This is a genomic window from Gallibacterium anatis DSM 16844 = F 149 (genome assembly GCF_000379785.1).
Classification (GTDB): Bacteria; Pseudomonadota; Gammaproteobacteria; order Enterobacterales; family Pasteurellaceae; genus Gallibacterium; species Gallibacterium anatis.
Window position 1 is genome coordinate 1 of the sequence record NZ_KB903690.1, and the last position, 17,555, is coordinate 17,555.

Genomic DNA, 17,555 nt, shown 5'->3' on the forward strand with positions numbered 1-17,555 from the left:
ACGGTAAATGTACGACAGGTTAAAGAAAGACTTTCCTCGTGTTGAAAGTAGAAATCTACCACTTGTTGTTTAAATGTTTGGTTATATTTAGTCATAAAAAATCTGCACCTTTGTATGTTGTTGGATAATAAGTCCAACTTTTGGGGTGCAGATCAAAACGGATAAGGCTTATTAACAAAATAAGAATAGAAATTGAATTACTCTGCTTCAGAAAGATCCAACTGTTCCGGAGAAAGGATGATGCCGGTTAAATCCGCATAGACAAAATCTTCAGGTAAGAAAGAAACACCACCAAAATTGACAGGCACATCCACTTCACCGCTGGTCTGCTCATCAGCAGAAACCGGAATAGGTGCTAATGCCTGAATGCCGATATCGATATTTTCCAACTGGTCAATTTGGCGCACCGCACCATAAACAATAATACCTTCCCAGCCGTTATCTGCGGCTAATTGCGCCAATTCGGCATCAATCAACGCACGGCGCACTGCACCACCACCATCGATTAATAACACTCGTCCCTGCCCCTCTTCTTCCAGCACCTCGGCAATTAAACCATTACTCTCAAAACATTTAATGGTTGTAATTTTTCCTGAAAAGGCTGAAACGCCGCCAAAGCTAGAAAAAATCGGGTCTACAACATCAACTTGATCCAAGTAAATATCGCAAAGTTCTGATGTGTCAATTCTCATCGCATTTTCCTTTTTTCAAAACGGACCGGGATTATCCCAAACAAAGTCCTAAACTAAAAATAATGTTAAATAATAGTGCCAACTTAGCCATTTGTGCAAGCATTGGACGTAATTGCAGTGCATCTCGATGATGCATCACAAAAACAGCGTGCTTAGCCAATAACGGCAACACTAAAATAAAAATAAAACTATACCAGTGTTGGAAATGATAAAGTGCGAACAACAAGGCAAACAGTGTTGCTAAAATAAGCAAACTGATATGATAATAACGACCGGCAACGGCACCGATTCGCACAATTAGTGTATTTTTTCCGGATTTTTTGTCTTGCTCAATATCTCGTAAATTATTGATATTTAAAACCGCAACCGCTAAAAGCCCCGACATCATTGCCGGCAATACCATTGCCCAATTCAACAAATGTGATTGCAAATAAAAAGTACCGCACACACCAAGCAAGCCAAAGAAGATAAAAACGGAGACATCCCCTAATCCCATATAACCATAAGGTTTTTTGCCGACAGTGTAGGTAATGGAGGCAATAATCGCCAAAATACCCAACACGATAAATGCCAACACATCATTCCACGTTTGACAAGCCACCGCAATCAATGCTGCACCGGAAATCATACTGGCAAGCGTTACTAAAATTAAACCTAATCGTAATTGAGAAAAGGTTATTGCTCCTTGTTGAATACCACGCAATGGCCCGATTCGTTCCGCAGTATCGGAACCTTTGATATGATCACCATAATCATTGGCAAAATTGGACACGATCTGCAATAGGGTTGCCGTAATCAATGCCAATAATGCAATAGTGCCGTTAAATTGATGATAGTAATATGCCAATGCCGATCCGGTAACAATTGAAGCGATCGCCAGTGGCAACGTTTTCGGTCTTGCGGTTTCAAACCACATTTTGCATTTATTTGATTCCATTATTTCTCTAAATTTATTATATAATCAGCTTGTATTTCTTAAACAAGTTGGTAATTTTACCCGAATTCCTTTGATTGTAACTACTTATTTATTGGCATAACACAAATATGAGCATTACCTTACAACCGATTGCCACAATTTATACGCCCTATAGTGAAAAATTCTCTGTTCCAAGACAACCTGAACTGGCGCCACACGGTAAAGGTATTTTGCAACTGCTGCCACCTTATAACGTACCGGAAGCCGTTCGTGGCATTGAACAATTTTCGCATTTATGGTTGATTTTCCAATTTGATCGTATTGCTGTCGGTAAATGGTCTCCGACAGTACGACCACCACGCTTAGGTGGGAACGAACGCATAGGCGTTTTTGCTTCCCGAGCAACACATCGTCCCAATTCGCTTGGTTTATCCAAAGTAAAATTGGAGCGGGTTGAAATTCGTGCGCAACAGGTTTTATTACATCTAGGCAGCGTTGATTTGGTCAATGGCACGCCGATTTTCGACATCAAACCTTATATTGCCTATGCGGATAGCCAACCTGATGCCGATTCCGGCTTTGCACAACAGAAACCGACCGCGCAATTACAAGTTGAATTTACTGCTTCAGCCCAACAACAATTAGCCGGATTTAGTGTCGTTTATCCCGATTTATCGCCGTTAATTCAAGAGGTCTTACAGCAAGATCCTCGTCCGGCATATCAACGTCGACAACTTTCCGAGCGGGTATATGGAATGACGCTTTGGAACATCAATGTGCAATGGCGAATGAAAGCTGAAAATCTGGTTGAAGTGTTCGACTTAAATAGAAAATAATTGTATAAAAATGGGCAGATTTTACGCTGCCCATCAGTTTGTTATTTTTGACTACAAACGGCAATAAAGTGCATTTTGTTTTGCGGATCATTAAAAAATCTGAACATTTTTTTGAAAGTTTCCCGATTTTCAGAACGCAATGCATTGCGTACAATTTTTAATGTTCCCAACACACCTTCGTCATAGATCATTCCTTTCGGCGACAACAACGTCATCTCACCGGAATAGGTATCAACATTGCTAAAACCAGCTTGCTTAAAGAGATCTTTCCATCCCTCTTTAGTTAATGGTGTAATGCTGACATTAATCACTTCACGCAAAGTTGCTAAAATTTGAGCTTCATTATGTTCCAACAACATCACATCGTGAGTTAATAAAAAACCGCCCGGTTTTAACACTCGGAAATATTCCGTTACCGCTTTACGTTTTGCCTCTAACGGCAACATTGTTAACATCGCTTCATTAATGACAATATCGAATGAACTATCTGCAAACGGCAATTTCATTGCGTTGGCACGCTGTACGTGAATCAAATTATCCAATTTTGCTTCGCTGATATTTTTCTGTGCCTTTGCCAATGCTTGCTCATCTAAATCTACGCCTTCGATATGGCAACCGAACCGTTCAGCTAAACCGATTGCTGTCGTGCCCATATTACAGGCAACTTCCAGTACTTTTTTATCCTTATTGAAATCACCGTTTGCAATCAGCCAATCTGTCCCTTTCTTACCACCCGGGCGTAACCGCGTTTTACCTAAACGAGCTAAAAAATTATGCCCAATTTCATCTTTTTTCATTTTCTTTTCGCCTTATAAAACTTATCTGGTTCCATAAACAACAATGGTTTTACCGTGTGCAGAAATCAAGCCTTGGTCTTCCAGCATTTTTAAAATTCGCCCCACCGTTTCACGCGAACAGCCGACCATCTGTCCGATCTCCTGACGGGTAATTTTAATCTGCATTCCTTCCGGATGTGTCATCGCATCCGGCATTCTCGCCAAATGCAACAAGGTTTGAGCAATACGACCGGTAACATCAAGAAACGCCAAATTACTCACCTGTTTTGAAGTGTTTTGCAAGCGACGAGCCAACTGTGAGGTCAAATACATTAAAATTTCAGGATTCACCTGAATCAGTTGACGGAATTTTTTATAAGAAATTTCAGCCACTTCGCAAGTTGTTTTCGCTTTAACCCACGCGCTGCGCACTTTTACATCTTCAAATAGACCAAGCTCGCCAAAAAAATCGCCTTGGCTCAAATAAGACAAAATCATCTCTTTGCCTTCATCGTCTTTGACTGAAACCGCAATCGATCCTTTAATTAAATAATAGAGCGTTTCTGCCTTTTCACCGGCATTAATTAAGGTGCTTTTCGCCGGATATTTATGAATATGACAATGCGATAAAAACCACTCTAACGTAGGATCCGTTGTCGCCTCTTCCTGTTGTACTTCTGCTTCTTCTTTCATATCCATACTGCCACCAACACCTATAAAAATTACTAAAATGACAAAATCACAATGTTATAGCACATTTCATTTATGCTGTGTTAAAAATTCCCGTTTCAATTTCAGATCAAGCGTTTGATGCAGTTCAGACCAAACAATCACCACCTCACCCGACTTAATCTGCTTCAGTAAACGCGCCTCTTTTTCCGCCAGCGTCAACTCTCTTACACCATAATCCGTGCCTTCCCGTAAAATAAAACTCTGCGCAATATTATGCAGTGCCGTTTCACTTAATTGTTGCCAAGGAATAATCATAACTAATCAAAAATCGGTTCAATTAACTTCCATTGCGTTTCAAAATCTTGACTTGGCAAATGCCGAAAATTGGAACGCACATAACGCATAAACTGCCCTTCGCATAACAATACCAGATAACCGGCAATGGCACGTTCATCCATTTTAAAACCTCTGCCCTCGCGCAATTTCCGCATTTGTAATACATTCACCAATTGCAGTTCCAAACGATCAAAAAACGTTGCCACACGCATTTGCAATGATTTATCTTCAAACATCAGTGCGTGTCCGGTCAAAATGCGGGTTAATCCCGGATTTTTCTGTGCAAAAGTTAACACCATTTGCAAAATATCGTGCACGCGCAGTTTAGTATCCGTTTGCATTTTCATTGATTGTGTAATTCGCTGTAACAACACCGTTTCAATTTGCTCAATCAATGCTTCAAAAATTTTCGTTTTACTCGGGAAATAACGATATAACGCCGCTTCCGACACCCCAACCGCTTCGGCTAATTTTGCCGTAGTAATCCGTTCCATTCCTTGATCTGAGTGCAGTAAATGCGTAACAATCGCCAATACTTGTTGGCGACGTGCCGCTATAGAACGTTTTTCAACCTTTTTCTTCGGTTTATTTTCCTGTATGACCAAATCCACCGCTGCCTCTTTCTGTCTGCTCAAAATCAGTCACAATGTTGAATTCAGCTTGTACAACAGGCACAAACACAAGCTGCGCAATACGATCTCCAACTTCTATCGTAAATGGTTGTTGACTCCGATTCCACGCCGAAATCATTAGCGGTCCTTGGTAATCCGAATCAATTAACCCGACTAAATTTCCCAATACAATGCCGTGCTTATGCCCTAATCCAGAACGAGGTAGAATCACCGCCGCCAAATTCGGATCACCGATATAAATAGACAATCCGGTCGGAATTAATTGTGTTTCCCCGGGCTGCAACACTATTTTTTCTTGTGTTAACGCGCGCAAATCAAGACCGGCTGATCCTTCAGTTGCATAAGTTGGTAATGGAAACTCATTGCCCAAACGGGTATCAAGAATCTTAACATCAATTTTTTTCATTATTTTTCTTCGCTGCTTGATAAAGTTGAATAATCTGTCGTACTAATTGTTGTGCCAATTCACTCTTAGGTGCTAACGGCAAAGATAAATTACCTTGTCGCCAGAAAAGTTGCAATGCATTATTATCACTGCTAAAACCTTGTCCGGCGATGGAAACATCATTGGCACAAATTAAATCTAAATTTTTACGTTCCAATTTATCTTTTGCATAATTTTCAACATCTTGCGTTTCTGCGGCAAAACCGACCGTAAATGGACGTTGCTGTTTCAGATGACCGACATCAGCAATAATATCAGGGTTTTTCACCAATTTTAGCGTCAATTCTTCCCCCGATTTTTTAATTTTTTGCGTAGCGATTTCAGCTACACGATAATCCGCCACTGCCGCACAGCCAATAAAAATATCATTCGATACTGCTGCCTGCATCGACTGTTGCCACATTTCTGCCGCTGTTTTAATCGAAACAATATTCACGCCATTCGGCACCGACAAATTCACCGGACCGCTGATTAATGTGACCTCCGCCCCTTGTTTAGCAAAGGCTTCAGCGATTGCATACCCCATTTTTCCGGAACTATAGTTGGAAATATAACGCACCGGATCGATCGGCTCTTGCGTCGGGCCGGCGGTAATCGCCACTTTGATCCCTTGTAACGGTTGCTCAGTGAAAAACTGCTGTGCCAACGTCTCAACAATTTCCTGAGGTTCAGACATTCTGCCTGCACCAACATCGCCACACGCCTGCACGCCACTATTCGGTCCGATAATCCGCACCCCACGTTGGCGTAAACTGTGCAAATGTTGCTGAAGTACCGCTTGCGCATACATTTGTTGATTCATTGCCGGCGCAATCGCAATCGGCGCTGCGGTTGCCAAACAGAGTGTTGTTAACAGATCATTTGCCAACCCCAAATTAAAACGGGCGATAAAATCTGCCGTTGCCGGCGCAATCATCACATAATCCGCCCATTTCGCCAGCTCAATATGTCCCATCGCCAATTCTGCCTGCGGATCAAACAATGAATGCGATACCGGATGAGCGGAAATGGCTTGTAATGTCAGTGGAGAAACAAAGTGAGCTGCGGCATCGGTCAAGACGACACGCACTTCCGCCCCCTGTTTACGCAATAAACGAACCAACTCAATGGCTTTATAGGCCGCAATACCGCCGGTAATGCCGAGCAAAATGCGTTTATGTTGAAGAGATGAATTCATTAATTGAACGCCTTAAAACATCAAAATGAAAGATATGTCATTTTACTGAATATTTGCCACCCTGCCAAATTAAGCACCACCTATTTTCACTGAAAAGATTTTTATCTTTTCGAGCCTGATCGCAAAAATAGAATCTTGCCATCATTGTCCATATACGGATGATTAAAATAGCGTTATTTGTAATAAATGAGATGCAAGCAATGACCGAATTAATGCCGCGTGAAAAACTTTTGCAGCAAGGTGCTGATAAATTAAGCGATCAAGAATTGTTAGCCATTTTTCTACGCACCGGTTTTAAAAATTGTTCCGTGATGACCTTGGCAGAAAACAGCCTACATCATTTCGGCTCGTTACGTGAATTACTGTCAGCATCAAAAGAAAAATTCTGTGAAGTCAAAGGGTTAGGTGTAACACAATATATTCAGTTGCAAGCCTGTATCGAAATGACCAAACGTTATTTGGCACAAGAAATCAAACAACAGCCCCTGTTTAATAATATTGAGTTTGCCAAACTTTATATGCAGACCGAATTATCCCATCAACAAAGAGAGCTTTTTGTTGTGCTTTTTCTGAATAATCAACACTATTTAATTGAAAAAGAGACGTTATTCCAAGGCACCATTAACAGCACCCAAGTTCATCCACGAGAAATTATTAAATCGGCATTAAAATATAATGCCGCTGCCATTATTTTGGCTCACAATCACCCTTCCGGCATTACAACGCCCAGTAAAGAAGATATTGCCGTTACCGAACAGATCCAACAAGCGTGTAAACTGATTGATGTCAGAGTGTTGGATCATTTAATTATTGGCAAAAACCAGGTTCTCTCTTTTTGTGAAAAGGGCTTAATTGATTTTTGATAAAAGAATTATTCTATAAACAAAAATCCAACATACCAGCAAGAAAAAATCCGGCAAATGCCGGATTTTATGGTAGTTAATGATAGTTAATGCTTTATCTTTAGCTTAAAAGATGATTAATACGTTTAATAAACGCAGTTGGGTTATCCAACGTACCGCGTTCTGCCAACATTGCCTGATCCAACAATAATTCGATCCATTCGGCAAATTGTTGTTCATCAGCAATATCCGCCACTTTTTTCACTAAATGATGTTCCGGATTAAGCTCAAACGTATATTTCACTTCCGGCATTTTTTGCCCCGCGGCAGCGAATAATTTCGCCATTTGTGTTGTCATTTGATCGTTATCGGTCGATACAATCGCCGGTGTTTCACTCAAACGGTGAGTTAAACGGACATCCTTAACGCGATCACCCAACAATTTTTTCACGCGCTCAATAAAGGAAGCAAAAGTCTGTTCCTCTTCTTTTTGCTTACTTTCTTCCTCTTTATCGGCTAAATCACCTAAGTCTAAATCTGATTTAGTAATAGTTTGTAGCGGTTTACCGTCAAATTCAGTCAAATAGCTTAACATCCATTCATCAATACGGTCGGAAAGCAGCAATACTTCAATGCCTTTCTTATTAAAGATTTCCAAGTGTGGGCTGTTTTTCGCCGCAGTATAGCTGTCAGCCGTAATGTAATAAATGGCTTTTTGTCCCTCTTTCATTCGAGCAACATAATCAGTTAATGACACTGTCTGTTCACTGCTGTCATTATGTGTTGACGCAAAACGCAACAATTTCGCAATCTCTTCTTTATTTGCCGGATCTTCTGCCGGACCTTCTTTCAAGACTAAACCGAACTCTTGCCAGAACTGTTGATATTTGCTTTTATCTTCATCTTTTGCCAATTTTTCCAACATTCCTAACGCACGTTTGGTTAATGCTTTACGCAAGGCGGCTGTGACTTTATTGTCTTGCAAAATTTCACGAGATACATTTAGCGGCAAGTCATTGGAATCAATTAAACCTTTGATAAAACGCAAATAATTCGGCATAAACTGTTCAGCATCATCCATAATAAAGACACGCTGTACATACAGTTTCAAGCCGTGTTTTTGTTCACGATTAAAGAGATCCCAAGGTGCTTTTGCCGGCAAATAGAGCAAGCTGGTATATTCCTGTTTTCCTTCAACTTTATTATGTGCCCATAACATTGGGTCAGCAAAATCGTGGCTTAAATGTTTATAAAATTCTTTATATTCATCATCACTGATTTCAGATTTTGAACGTGTCCAAAGTGCCTGTGCTTTATTGATTTTTTCCCATTTAACACCGGTTTCTTTGCCTTCGTCATCATACTCTTTGGTTAAAATTTCAACCGGCAAGCCGATATGATCGGAATATTTACCAATAATTTCGCGTAAACGCCATTCATCCAAAAATTCTTTTTCATCTTCACGCAAATGTAAGGTGATTTCGGTACCACGATCTTTTTTCTCAATGTCGGCAACGGTAAATTCGCCCTCGCCTGCTGATTCCCAAAGTACACCTTTGTCGGCACTTTCACCGGCGGCACGTGTTTTCACGGTGACTTTATCAGCAACAATAAAAGCAGAGTAAAAACCGACACCGAATTGCCCGATTAATTGGCTATCTTTAGCTTGTTCTGCGCCCAATGCCGATAAAAACTCTTTTGTACCTGATTTAGCGATTGTGCCTAAATGCTCAATCGCCTGCTCGCGCGCCATTCCGATACCGTTATCACTAATGGTTAATGTGCCTTTGTCGGCATCCGCACTGATACGCACTTTTAAATCACCGTCACCTTCATACAGTTCCGGTGCGGAAAGTGCTTTAAAACGTAATTTATCGGCTGCATCTGATGCATTGGAGATTAACTCACGCAAAAAGATCTCTTTGTTGGAATAAAGTGAATGGATCATTAATTGCAGAAGTTGTTTTACTTCTGATTGGAAACCTCTCGTTTCTTGATTTGTGCTCATATTTTTCCTCGTTAATCAAAAAAGATCAAAAATGTCTTTTCATTAAAAATGTCTAAATGGTTGCTCCGCCTGTTATGGCAACAGAAGCTCTTCCATTTTTCTATGAATTGAAATGTTTACGTTGGCAAAAAATAGGTATAAAAACCGATTTTTCAAGGTTTGGAGGTATAAAAAATGCGATCTATCAAGATCGCATTTAAAGATATTAAAAAATCAGATTAGAAAGTGTAGCGTAAACCGGCTTTCACACCATATTGTTTCACAGTTACGCCGTCTTCTTTACCAAGAATATTATATTCGACCGCTGCATCCGCTGCTAAATTCGGCATTAAATCATAAGAGGCTCCAAGTAGCACACCATAACCCAATTTAGTTGAAGTATCTCTCTCTACTGTATTTTCAATACTATCTCTTTTTTTCTCTGTTATATGATCCGTTATTTTAATTTTGTTAAGTGCTAAACGCGCACCAACATAAGGTGTAATCGCACTATTTAAATCAATATCATAGATAGCCGCAACGCCGACACCGCGTGCTTTCAAATCAACCTTACCGGATTCATAACCATATTCTTCAACATAATGATAACTGTCTTTCGCTTTACCATAATCGGTATAATCGACCGCTACGCGCCAATCCGCCATTTTATAACCTACCGCTACGCTAGGGGTAAAGGTTTTATCACTGATTTTTCCACCATCTTCTAAGCCGGATGTTTTAATTTTGGAATAACCCAAATTACCTTGTACATACCACTCTGCTTGTGCAGTTGAAGCTAATGCTAACGCACCCAGTGCTACCACCAATAATTTTTTCATTTTTGCCTCCATTTGATGTTTCAGTTGCCCTCTCTTTCACTGCCACGACAACCAATAATAACAGTTAAGAAAGAGTAACGAAGTGTAACTGCTTTTTGCACTTTTTACAAAAATATTGTATGCCTTGCTGCTGAATTTTTTGATGACGGCGTGCCGTCAAATGGTGCGTTTGACAAGCACATTGATAAGGAAACGTCTGCCCTTGCACACTTTTCACCTCAAACTGATGTCGTGTTTCCGCCGGCACGCCAAACACATTTTGCATCAAATGTTGCCACTCGATACCGTGCGGTTTCACTCGACCAAATTGCTGATAAACCAATAAATGTGCCAATTCGTGCGGCACAACCTGATCAATAAAACGTTGCCCATTTTCCAGCAATAAAATCGGGTTTAAACGGATTTCCCACTGTTGCAAATAAGCCACACCCGCTTTTACGCCACGCAATTTATAATTCACAGCTGGTCGCACAAACGTGCAATTAAAGTGACGTTCAGCCAACAACAGGCATTGTGTCAGCTTACGATTTACCTGAAGATTAAGGTGTCGAAGTTGTTGCTTTTGTTCCATTATCACCTCTTCACGCTGATTCAAAGGGGCTTGATCTTAATCGATCCGCTACCATTTTCAACCGCCAATAATACGCCTTCTTTTTATATTCAATTTTTTGCATATATTTTTTTATTTTCCTCTTGAAACAATTTAAAACATACCCATTTTATTTCGCGTGAATGACGAAACATCGTCTAGGAGGATTATATGAATTTTGAAAAATTAACAACCAAATTCCAACAAGCATTGGCTGAAGCGCAATCTTTAGCGTTAGGCAAAGATCAGCAATATATTGAGCCGGTGCATTTAATGAGCGCATTATTGAATCAAGAAGGTGGTTCCGTTGCACCGTTGCTTACGGCTTCCGGTGTTAATGTTGCTCAATTACGCCAAGCGATTAGCCAAGAGATCGATCGTTTACCTCAAGTTTCAGGTAACGGTGGTGATGTCCAGCTTTCGCCGGCATTAGCCAGAATGTTGAATTTATGTGATAAATTTGCGCAACAACGCAATGATAAATTTATCTCATCTGAACTTTTCGTATTAGCCGCTTTGGAAAGTTCCGACAAACTAAGTGATATATTGAAGAAAAGCGGTTTAACCAGACAAAATTTATTAGCGAGTATTGATAAAATGCGTGGTGGCGAAAACGTCAATGATGCCGGTGCGGAAGAAACCCGTCAGGCATTACAAAAATATACTATTGATTTAACCGCAAGAGCAGAAAGCGGTAAATTGGATCCGGTTATCGGTCGTGATGATGAAATCCGCCGTACCATCCAAGTGTTGCAACGTCGTACCAAAAATAATCCGGTGTTAATCGGTGAACCGGGTGTGGGTAAAACTGCTATCGTTGAAGGTTTGGCACAACGTATCGTTAACGGCGAAGTGCCGGAAGGATTACGACATAAACGTGTGCTTTCTTTGGATATGGGAGCATTAATTGCCGGTGCGAAATACCGTGGGGAATTCGAAGAACGTTTAAAAGCGGTGTTAAATGAAATCGCCAAAGAAGAAGGTCGAATTATCCTATTTATTGATGAAATTCACACGATGGTCGGTGCCGGTAAAACAGACGGCGCAATGGATGCCGGTAACTTGTTGAAACCATCATTGGCACGCGGTGAATTACACTGCGTCGGTGCGACAACATTGGATGAATATCGTCAATATATTGAAAAAGATGCTGCTTTGGAACGCCGTTTCCAAAAAGTGTTGGTTGATGAACCAAGCGTGGAAGATACCATCGCCATCTTGCGTGGTTTGAAAGAGCGTTATGAAATTCACCACCACGTACAAATTACCGATCCGGCGATTGTAGCAGCTGCAACACTTTCTCATCGTTATATCTCGGATCGTCAGCTTCCGGATAAAGCGATTGACTTAATTGATGAAGCGGCTTCAAGCATTCGTATGGAAATCGATTCAAAACCGCAACCATTAGATAAATTGGAACGCCGTATTATTCAATTAAAACTTGAACAACAAGCGTTACAAAAAGAAGAAGACGATGCCAGCCGTAAACGCCTTGAAATGTTGGAAAAAGAGTTGGCAGAAAAAGAGAAAGAGTATTCTGAACTTGAAGAAGTTTGGAAGAGCGAAAAAGCAGCACTTTCCGGCGCACAACATATCAAAGCGGAATTGGATAATGCCAAAACTAAAATGGAACAGGCTTATCGTGCCGGTGATATTGCGAAGATGTCTGAATTGAAATACAGCACCATTCCGGCGTTGGAAAAACAATTAGAACAGGCTGAAAGTGCAGAAGGCAAGGAAATGAGCCTATTGCGTTACCGTGTTACCGACGAAGAAATCGCTGAAGTGCTTTCTCGTGCTACCGGTATTCCTGTAGCCAAAATGATGGAAGGTGAAAAAGAAAAATTATTGAGAATGGAAGAAGAGTTACACAAACGTGTTATCGGACAAAATGAAGCGGTTGAAGCAGTAGCAAACGCGATTCGCCGTAGCCGTGCCGGATTATCCGATCCGAATCGTCCGATTGGTTCATTCTTATTCTTAGGGCCAACCGGTGTCGGTAAAACCGAATTGTGTAAAACTTTGGCTAACTTCTTGTTCGACAGTGAAGATGCAATGGTCAGAATCGATATGTCAGAATTTATGGAAAAACATTCTGTTTCTCGTTTGGTCGGTGCACCTCCGGGATATGTCGGTTATGAAGAAGGTGGTTACTTAACCGAAGCGGTTCGTCGTCGTCCATATTCTGTTGTTTTACTTGATGAAGTGGAAAAAGCACATCGTGATGTTTTCAACATTTTATTGCAAGTGCTTGATGACGGACGTTTAACTGATGGTCAGGGTCGTACGGTCGATTTCCGCAATACGGTAGTGATTATGACCTCCAACTTGGGTTCTGATTTAATTCAATCTCAAGCCGGTGATCTTAGCTACGGTGAAATGAAGGAATTAGTGATGTCTGTGGTTGGACAACATTTCCGTCCGGAATTTATCAACCGTATTGACGAAACTGTGGTCTTCCACCCACTTGCCAAAGAAAATATTCGTGCGATTGCGTCAATCCAATTACAACGTTTGATCAATCGTATGAAAGAACGTGGTTACTTGTTGCATTTCAGCGAACAAGCATTGGATTACTTAGGTCAAGTCGGTTACGACCCGGTTTACGGCGCAAGACCTTTAAAACGTGCAATCCAAAATATTGTGGAAAACCCACTTGCACAACAAATTTTGTCCGGCGCGTTATTACCGGATAAAACCATTGAAATCAACTTTGTTGATGGAAAATTAGAAGCTAAACAATAATAAATAGAAGTAAATCACCCCTAAATTCAACCGCTATCCGCAAGGTTAGCGGTTTTTTTTATTAAAAAATAACCCTAAAGCTAACTAGAATAACTTTAAAAATGTTATTTATAAAAATAACAAAAACACCTTGACGAATAATCATACAGTAATATAATGCAAATTAACTTTGTAATTTCAACAAGGAACAAAATGAAACTACAAGATCTTGTACGATTTGAAATCGGTACACCACTTTCTCGGCTAAATGAACAAGCTGGTAGCCCTTGCTACTCATTATATGATCAAGCGGATCTACAAGCAGATTTTGAAACTCGAACAGAATCTACACAAGGAAAACAAATTTGTACGCCAGATAACCCTACTCTGCTGCAAGAAGATGACGTTATTTTTAGTTTGATCTCAGGCTCGGCAGTCCAAGTCTGTCAGGCGCGTGCTGGCTATGCGTTTTCTCACAACTATGCTCGTCTATATCCCTCAAAAGAACTTGATAAAAGCTTTTTGGTTTATTTACTGAATAATGATACTGACATAAAACGGCAGTTAGTCGCCAGTTTGCAAGGATCTAGTGTAATGAAATATAGCATTAACCAATTAAAAAACTTGCAACTTTCGCCACTTCCTACATTGTCTGTGCAACAAGCTATCGGACAAGTTGATCGTCTGCAACGCCGTATCACAATGCTAAAAAAACGGGTGGCAGATAATGAAGCACAACTTACTGCATACTTACTAAATAATTTTCAAAAACAATGCAAATCTAACATCAAGAATTAAGGAATGATTATGTCTAACTATCAATACGAATCCGAGTTTGAACAATCCCTTATTGAATATCTTTCCACAGGAAACATTACCACAGCTGATCATTTGCAAGGCTTAAGCCATTATTTAGATTTCCCTAGAAAAACAAGAATTTGGGAATACCTTCCTGACATTAAAACAACAGAACAACTTTGGGATAATTTTAAAGGTATTTTAGAACGCTTAAATAGACAATCATTAAAATCGCCTTTAAGTGAAAATGAATTTAATCAGGTAAAAACTAAACTGGCAGAGCAAACTCGCACACCGTTTGAGGCAGGTAAATTTCTTTATGGAACCAATGGTGTTTCACAAATCGAGATTGATTTAGACGATGGTCGTCACGTTTTTTTAACTGTTTTTGATCAAAAACAAGTTGGAGCTGGCAACACGGTTTATCAAATTGTCAATCAAATTGAACGCCCTGTTGTTATCCCCGGTAAACAAAATCGCCGTTTTGACGTGACTTTGCTGATCAATGGATTGCCTATTATTCAATTAGAGCTAAAAGCAGATGCACATTCCGTTGATGAAGCCCTCAATCAAATGGAGCAATATATCAAAGAGCAACAATACCAAGGGATTTTCTCTACGATACAAATCTTGGTTGGAATGACGCCGCATAATGCAAGATATATGGCAAACACCACGGCAGATTATTTTAATAAGGATTTTTCTTTTGCTTGGCAACAACGTAGTGATAACAGTATTGTGCGTTCTTGGAAAGACTTTGCAGACTCAATGCTATCTATCCCAATGGCACACCAAATGGCAACCAACTATATGATTTTAGACGGCACGCCGAATAAAACAATGCTGAAAGTAATGCGTCCTTATCAAGTTTATGCCACGCAGGCGGTCATTGAAGGGATCAAACAAGCTGATTTTGAAATGGGTGATAAAAAAATTGGTTATATTTGGCATACCACAGGCTCAGGAAAAACCATCACCAGTTTCAAAACCGCTTGGCTGGCAAGCCGTTTACCAAAAGTAAACAAGGTAGTTTTTGTCGTTGATCGTATCGCATTAACTAAACAAACCCTTGAAAACTATCGTGCTTATGATCCTGATAACAATGATGATGTCAGCTCAATTCTTGATACCAATAACACCCGAGATTTACGTAAAAAACTCAAAAGCAATGCAAACGACATTATTGTTACCAGTGTACAAAAGCTTGGCAAACTGGCAAAAAGCCGTGATTTTACTGCTCCCGATAAAAATATCGTTTTTATTGTTGATGAAGCTCACCGCTCCACCGCAGGGGAGCAGTTCCAACTCATTAAAGATAAATTCAAGCATAGCGTTTGGGTAGGATATACTGGCACCCCAATGTTTGACGGGAAAACCACAAAAGAAATTTTTGGTGAATTATTACACGCTTATACGATTAAAGAAGCCATTGCAGATCGCAATGTGCTGGGCTTTAAAGTGGATTTCAAAAGTACCGTAGATATTCGTGAACTACTTAAACAAAAATACCCTGATTGGTCAGAAGAAGAAATTGATGCTGAGCTTGAAGCGATGCGTAAAGAAGAATTTGATGAAGCTAAATTCTTAGACAATGATAACAAAAGCACGATCACCAAAGGCGAAAAAGTGGAACGCACACTCACCCGCAATTTTTATGATGAAAGTGATGAACATATCCGCCTTGTGGTTGCAGATATTTTTAAAAATTGGCGTAACCGTTCCAATGATTTCAAATATAACGCAATGTTCACCACCCACGTTAGCGGCACTGGCGCTAGCACACCACTTGCTTCAAGATACTATCGAGAATTCCAACGTGTAAACAAAGAGCGGTCGGAAAAAGGTGAGTTTATCTTAAAAGTTGCCTTAACTTATAGCCTTAATACAGAAAACAGCGATGGAATGGCACAAACAAATCAAGCCTTACACGATGCGATCAATGACTATAACGCAATCTTTGGCACAAACTGGGGTTTAAATACAATTCCAGAATATTTTGATGATCTCAGCTCACGCTTAAATAAAACCGTTTATGACCGAAATTATCTTGACCTGGTCATCGTTGTCGATCAACTGCTCACGGGTTTTGATGCCCCTGGGCTTAATACACTCTATGTCGATCGTATCCTAAAAGGCGCTGGGCTAGTGCAAGCCTATTCACGCACCAACCGAATCGCAGACCTGCAAGAAAAACCTTGGGGGCAGGTGGTGAACTACCGCTGGCCTGTACAAAATGAACGCCTAATGAATGAGGCTCTCGCCACATATGCAAACAAAGATTCTGCCAATAAAATGGAAGAACCCACACCTGTCTATGGCGATGATGATCCAACTCCGCCTTGGCTAGTTAAACCTTTCAATCAACAGTTAGAAGAGGTCAAAAAGGTTGTTCAAACACTTGCTGAATGTACGCAAAACCCAGACGGCGAACCATTTATGCAACTTCCCGCCAGCGAAAAAGCGAAAGAAGAAATGCTAGGACAGCTACGCGATTTTAATGCTGGTATTACTAAATTAAAACAATATCCTGCTGAGCAAATTGACGGTCGTCTTGCCGGATTTGACTACGATAATCCAGATGCATTGATTGAAGCGCTTGGAATGACACCAAGCCAATATGAAATGCTCACCACCGTGCTTGCAGGAGAGTTAAAACACTATTTAGCCAAGGAAAAGGATATTCCAATCGCCCAAATTGAGCTGCGAATGACACACATTAAGGACATCAAAGTTGATTATGATTATCTCACCGAATTAGTGAATCAGCTTATTGTCCAAGTACAAGCAGGCGAAACCGAAGCAGCAGAAAAAACGGAAGAAAAAATCCAACAATTTGCCAACGGTATGGAAGATACTTCCTATGCAGAACAAATTCGCCGTGCTACACAAGCCATTATGGAGGGAGATTATCCTCTCAATGGTCAAGCCTGGAAAAAGATTTCTCCATCGGAACTTTCAAATACCATTAATGCTGCAAGTAATATCACAATCGATCGCAAATTATTAGATTTTCGCAATAAATGGGGCATTACCGACATCATCAATAATGCTCAAATCCGCAATCTTATTGCGAACCATCGCTATGGCGAAAAAGATTTGGACGATGATAAAAAACTCACCAATATCATCACAGAAGGCAGCAAAAATTACACCGCACTTGCTACCGATGCAAACATACAACAGTTACCCAACATCAAATATCGCACCGCATTACGCAAAGCGTTTGAGCAGTTGGCTGATGGGTTGGTGCAGGATTAAAATGCTTGAAAAGGTATTACCTATAAAATATAGAAA

The 17,555-nt window shown here is 40.4% G+C and carries 16 protein-coding genes; 5 read left to right on the plus strand and 11 right to left on the minus strand.

Features of this window, described 5'->3' with window-relative positions; all coding sequences use genetic code 11:
- Positions 1 to 197: 197 nt before the first annotated feature.
- Positions 198 to 692, minus strand: coding sequence for a ribonuclease E activity regulator RraA (rraA, locus tag A3EO_RS0105120; RefSeq protein ID WP_013745751.1), 495 nt, complete (start codon positions 690 to 692; stop codon positions 198 to 200).
- A 31-nt stretch (positions 693 to 723) separates the two neighbouring features.
- The gene (locus A3EO_RS0105125) at positions 724 to 1,629 is read right to left on the minus strand and encodes a 1,4-dihydroxy-2-naphthoate polyprenyltransferase (protein WP_018346277.1); all 906 of its coding nucleotides are present in this window, start codon (positions 1,627 to 1,629) and stop codon (positions 724 to 726) included.
- A gap of 107 nt (positions 1,630 to 1,736) precedes the next feature.
- On the opposite strand from A3EO_RS0105125, the gene tsaA reads away from it, so the two are divergent.
- Positions 1,737 to 2,444, plus strand: coding sequence for a tRNA (N6-threonylcarbamoyladenosine(37)-N6)-methyltransferase TrmO (tsaA, locus tag A3EO_RS0105130; RefSeq protein WP_018346278.1), 708 nt, complete (start codon positions 1,737 to 1,739; stop codon positions 2,442 to 2,444).
- Between the two features lie 41 nt (positions 2,445 to 2,485).
- On the opposite strand, the gene A3EO_RS0105135 is transcribed toward tsaA, so the two are convergent.
- Genes A3EO_RS0105135 through coaBC form a run of 6 tightly spaced genes read right to left on the minus strand, consistent with a single transcriptional unit; the run spans position 2,486 to position 6,482 of the window.
- Positions 2,486 to 3,241 carry a class I SAM-dependent methyltransferase gene (locus A3EO_RS0105135; RefSeq protein WP_013745754.1) on the minus strand — a complete coding sequence of 252 codons (756 nt, stop codon included), beginning with the start codon at positions 3,239 to 3,241 and terminating at the stop codon, positions 2,486 to 2,488.
- Positions 3,242 to 3,262: 21 nt separating this feature from the next.
- On the minus strand, positions 3,263 to 3,919 hold the full coding sequence (gene crp / locus A3EO_RS0105140) for a cAMP-activated global transcriptional regulator CRP (protein ID WP_013745755.1): 657 nt from the start codon (positions 3,917 to 3,919) through the stop codon (positions 3,263 to 3,265).
- Positions 3,920 to 3,979: 60 nt separating this feature from the next.
- Entirely contained in the window at positions 3,980 to 4,207 is a 228-nt protein-coding gene (locus tag A3EO_RS0105145; RefSeq protein WP_013745756.1) for a YheU family protein, read from the minus strand.
- A gap of 2 nt (positions 4,208 to 4,209) precedes the next feature.
- Entirely contained in the window at positions 4,210 to 4,839 is a 630-nt protein-coding gene (slmA, locus tag A3EO_RS0105150) for a nucleoid occlusion factor SlmA (RefSeq protein WP_013745757.1), read from the minus strand.
- A complete protein-coding gene (gene dut, locus A3EO_RS0105155; RefSeq protein WP_018346279.1) occupies positions 4,814 to 5,266 on the minus strand; it encodes a dUTP diphosphatase in 453 nt (150 codons plus the stop codon). The genes slmA and dut overlap by 26 nt, the downstream gene beginning before the upstream one ends.
- A complete protein-coding gene (gene coaBC, locus A3EO_RS0105160; protein ID WP_018346280.1) occupies positions 5,253 to 6,482 on the minus strand; it encodes a bifunctional phosphopantothenoylcysteine decarboxylase/phosphopantothenate--cysteine ligase CoaBC in 1,230 nt (409 codons plus the stop codon). The genes dut and coaBC overlap by 14 nt, the downstream gene beginning before the upstream one ends.
- Before the next feature lie 191 nt (positions 6,483 to 6,673).
- On the opposite strand from coaBC, the gene radC reads away from it, so the two are divergent.
- A complete protein-coding gene (gene radC / locus A3EO_RS0105165) occupies positions 6,674 to 7,345 on the plus strand; it encodes a RadC family protein (RefSeq protein ID WP_018346281.1) in 672 nt (223 codons plus the stop codon).
- 100 nt (positions 7,346 to 7,445) lie between these two features.
- On the opposite strand, the gene htpG is transcribed toward radC, so the two are convergent.
- The 3 genes from htpG to A3EO_RS0105180 form a co-directional block, all read right to left on the minus strand.
- Positions 7,446 to 9,332, minus strand: coding sequence for a molecular chaperone HtpG (gene htpG, locus A3EO_RS0105170; RefSeq protein WP_018346282.1), 1,887 nt, complete (start codon positions 9,330 to 9,332; stop codon positions 7,446 to 7,448).
- Between the two features lie 218 nt (positions 9,333 to 9,550).
- Complete coding sequence (locus tag A3EO_RS0105175) at positions 9,551 to 10,150, minus strand: opacity family porin (RefSeq protein ID WP_018346283.1); 600 nt, start codon at positions 10,148 to 10,150, stop codon at positions 9,551 to 9,553.
- A 64-nt stretch (positions 10,151 to 10,214) separates the two neighbouring features.
- Positions 10,215 to 10,721, minus strand: a complete 507-nt coding sequence (locus A3EO_RS0105180) for a SprT family zinc-dependent metalloprotease (RefSeq protein ID WP_018346284.1) — start codon at positions 10,719 to 10,721, stop codon at positions 10,215 to 10,217.
- A gap of 189 nt (positions 10,722 to 10,910) precedes the next feature.
- Between A3EO_RS0105180 and clpB the strand changes: the two genes are divergently transcribed.
- From clpB to A3EO_RS0105195, 3 genes are all read left to right on the plus strand, one after another.
- The gene (gene clpB / locus A3EO_RS0105185; protein ID WP_018346285.1) at positions 10,911 to 13,484 is read left to right on the plus strand and encodes an ATP-dependent chaperone ClpB; all 2,574 of its coding nucleotides are present in this window, start codon (positions 10,911 to 10,913) and stop codon (positions 13,482 to 13,484) included.
- A gap of 192 nt (positions 13,485 to 13,676) precedes the next feature.
- Entirely contained in the window at positions 13,677 to 14,261 is a 585-nt protein-coding gene (locus A3EO_RS0105190; protein WP_013745765.1) for a restriction endonuclease subunit S, read from the plus strand.
- Positions 14,262 to 14,270: 9 nt separating this feature from the next.
- On the plus strand, positions 14,271 to 17,519 hold the full coding sequence (locus A3EO_RS0105195; protein WP_018346286.1) for a type I restriction endonuclease subunit R: 3,249 nt from the start codon (positions 14,271 to 14,273) through the stop codon (positions 17,517 to 17,519).
- Positions 17,520 to 17,555 lie beyond the last annotated feature (36 nt).

Excerpts from the sequence above, each read along its gene's own strand:
- rraA (WP_013745751.1), bottom strand. The coding sequence starts at position 692 with ATGAGAATTGACACATCAGAACTTTGCGATATTTACTTGGATCAAGTT.
- A3EO_RS0105125 (WP_018346277.1), bottom strand. The coding sequence starts at position 1,629 with ATGGAATCAAATAAATGCAAAATGTGGTTTGAAACCGCAAGACCGAAA.
- tsaA (WP_018346278.1), top strand. The coding sequence starts at position 1,737 with ATGAGCATTACCTTACAACCGATTGCCACAATTTATACGCCCTATAGT.
- A3EO_RS0105135 (WP_013745754.1), bottom strand. The coding sequence starts at position 3,241 with ATGAAAAAAGATGAAATTGGGCATAATTTTTTAGCTCGTTTAGGTAAA.
- crp (WP_013745755.1), bottom strand. The coding sequence starts at position 3,919 with ATGGATATGAAAGAAGAAGCAGAAGTACAACAGGAAGAGGCGACAACG.
- A3EO_RS0105145 (WP_013745756.1), bottom strand. The coding sequence starts at position 4,207 with ATGATTATTCCTTGGCAACAATTAAGTGAAACGGCACTGCATAATATT.
- dut (WP_018346279.1), bottom strand. The coding sequence starts at position 5,266 with ATGAAAAAAATTGATGTTAAGATTCTTGATACCCGTTTGGGCAATGAG.
- coaBC (WP_018346280.1), bottom strand. The coding sequence starts at position 6,482 with ATGAATTCATCTCTTCAACATAAACGCATTTTGCTCGGCATTACCGGC.
- radC (WP_018346281.1), top strand. The coding sequence starts at position 6,674 with ATGCAAGCAATGACCGAATTAATGCCGCGTGAAAAACTTTTGCAGCAA.
- htpG (WP_018346282.1), bottom strand. The coding sequence starts at position 9,332 with ATGAGCACAAATCAAGAAACGAGAGGTTTCCAATCAGAAGTAAAACAA.
- A3EO_RS0105175 (WP_018346283.1), bottom strand. The coding sequence starts at position 10,150 with ATGAAAAAATTATTGGTGGTAGCACTGGGTGCGTTAGCATTAGCTTCA.
- A3EO_RS0105180 (WP_018346284.1), bottom strand. The coding sequence starts at position 10,721 with ATGGAACAAAAGCAACAACTTCGACACCTTAATCTTCAGGTAAATCGT.
- clpB (WP_018346285.1), top strand. The coding sequence starts at position 10,911 with ATGAATTTTGAAAAATTAACAACCAAATTCCAACAAGCATTGGCTGAA.
- A3EO_RS0105190 (WP_013745765.1), top strand. The coding sequence starts at position 13,677 with ATGAAACTACAAGATCTTGTACGATTTGAAATCGGTACACCACTTTCT.
- A3EO_RS0105195 (WP_018346286.1), top strand. The coding sequence starts at position 14,271 with ATGTCTAACTATCAATACGAATCCGAGTTTGAACAATCCCTTATTGAA.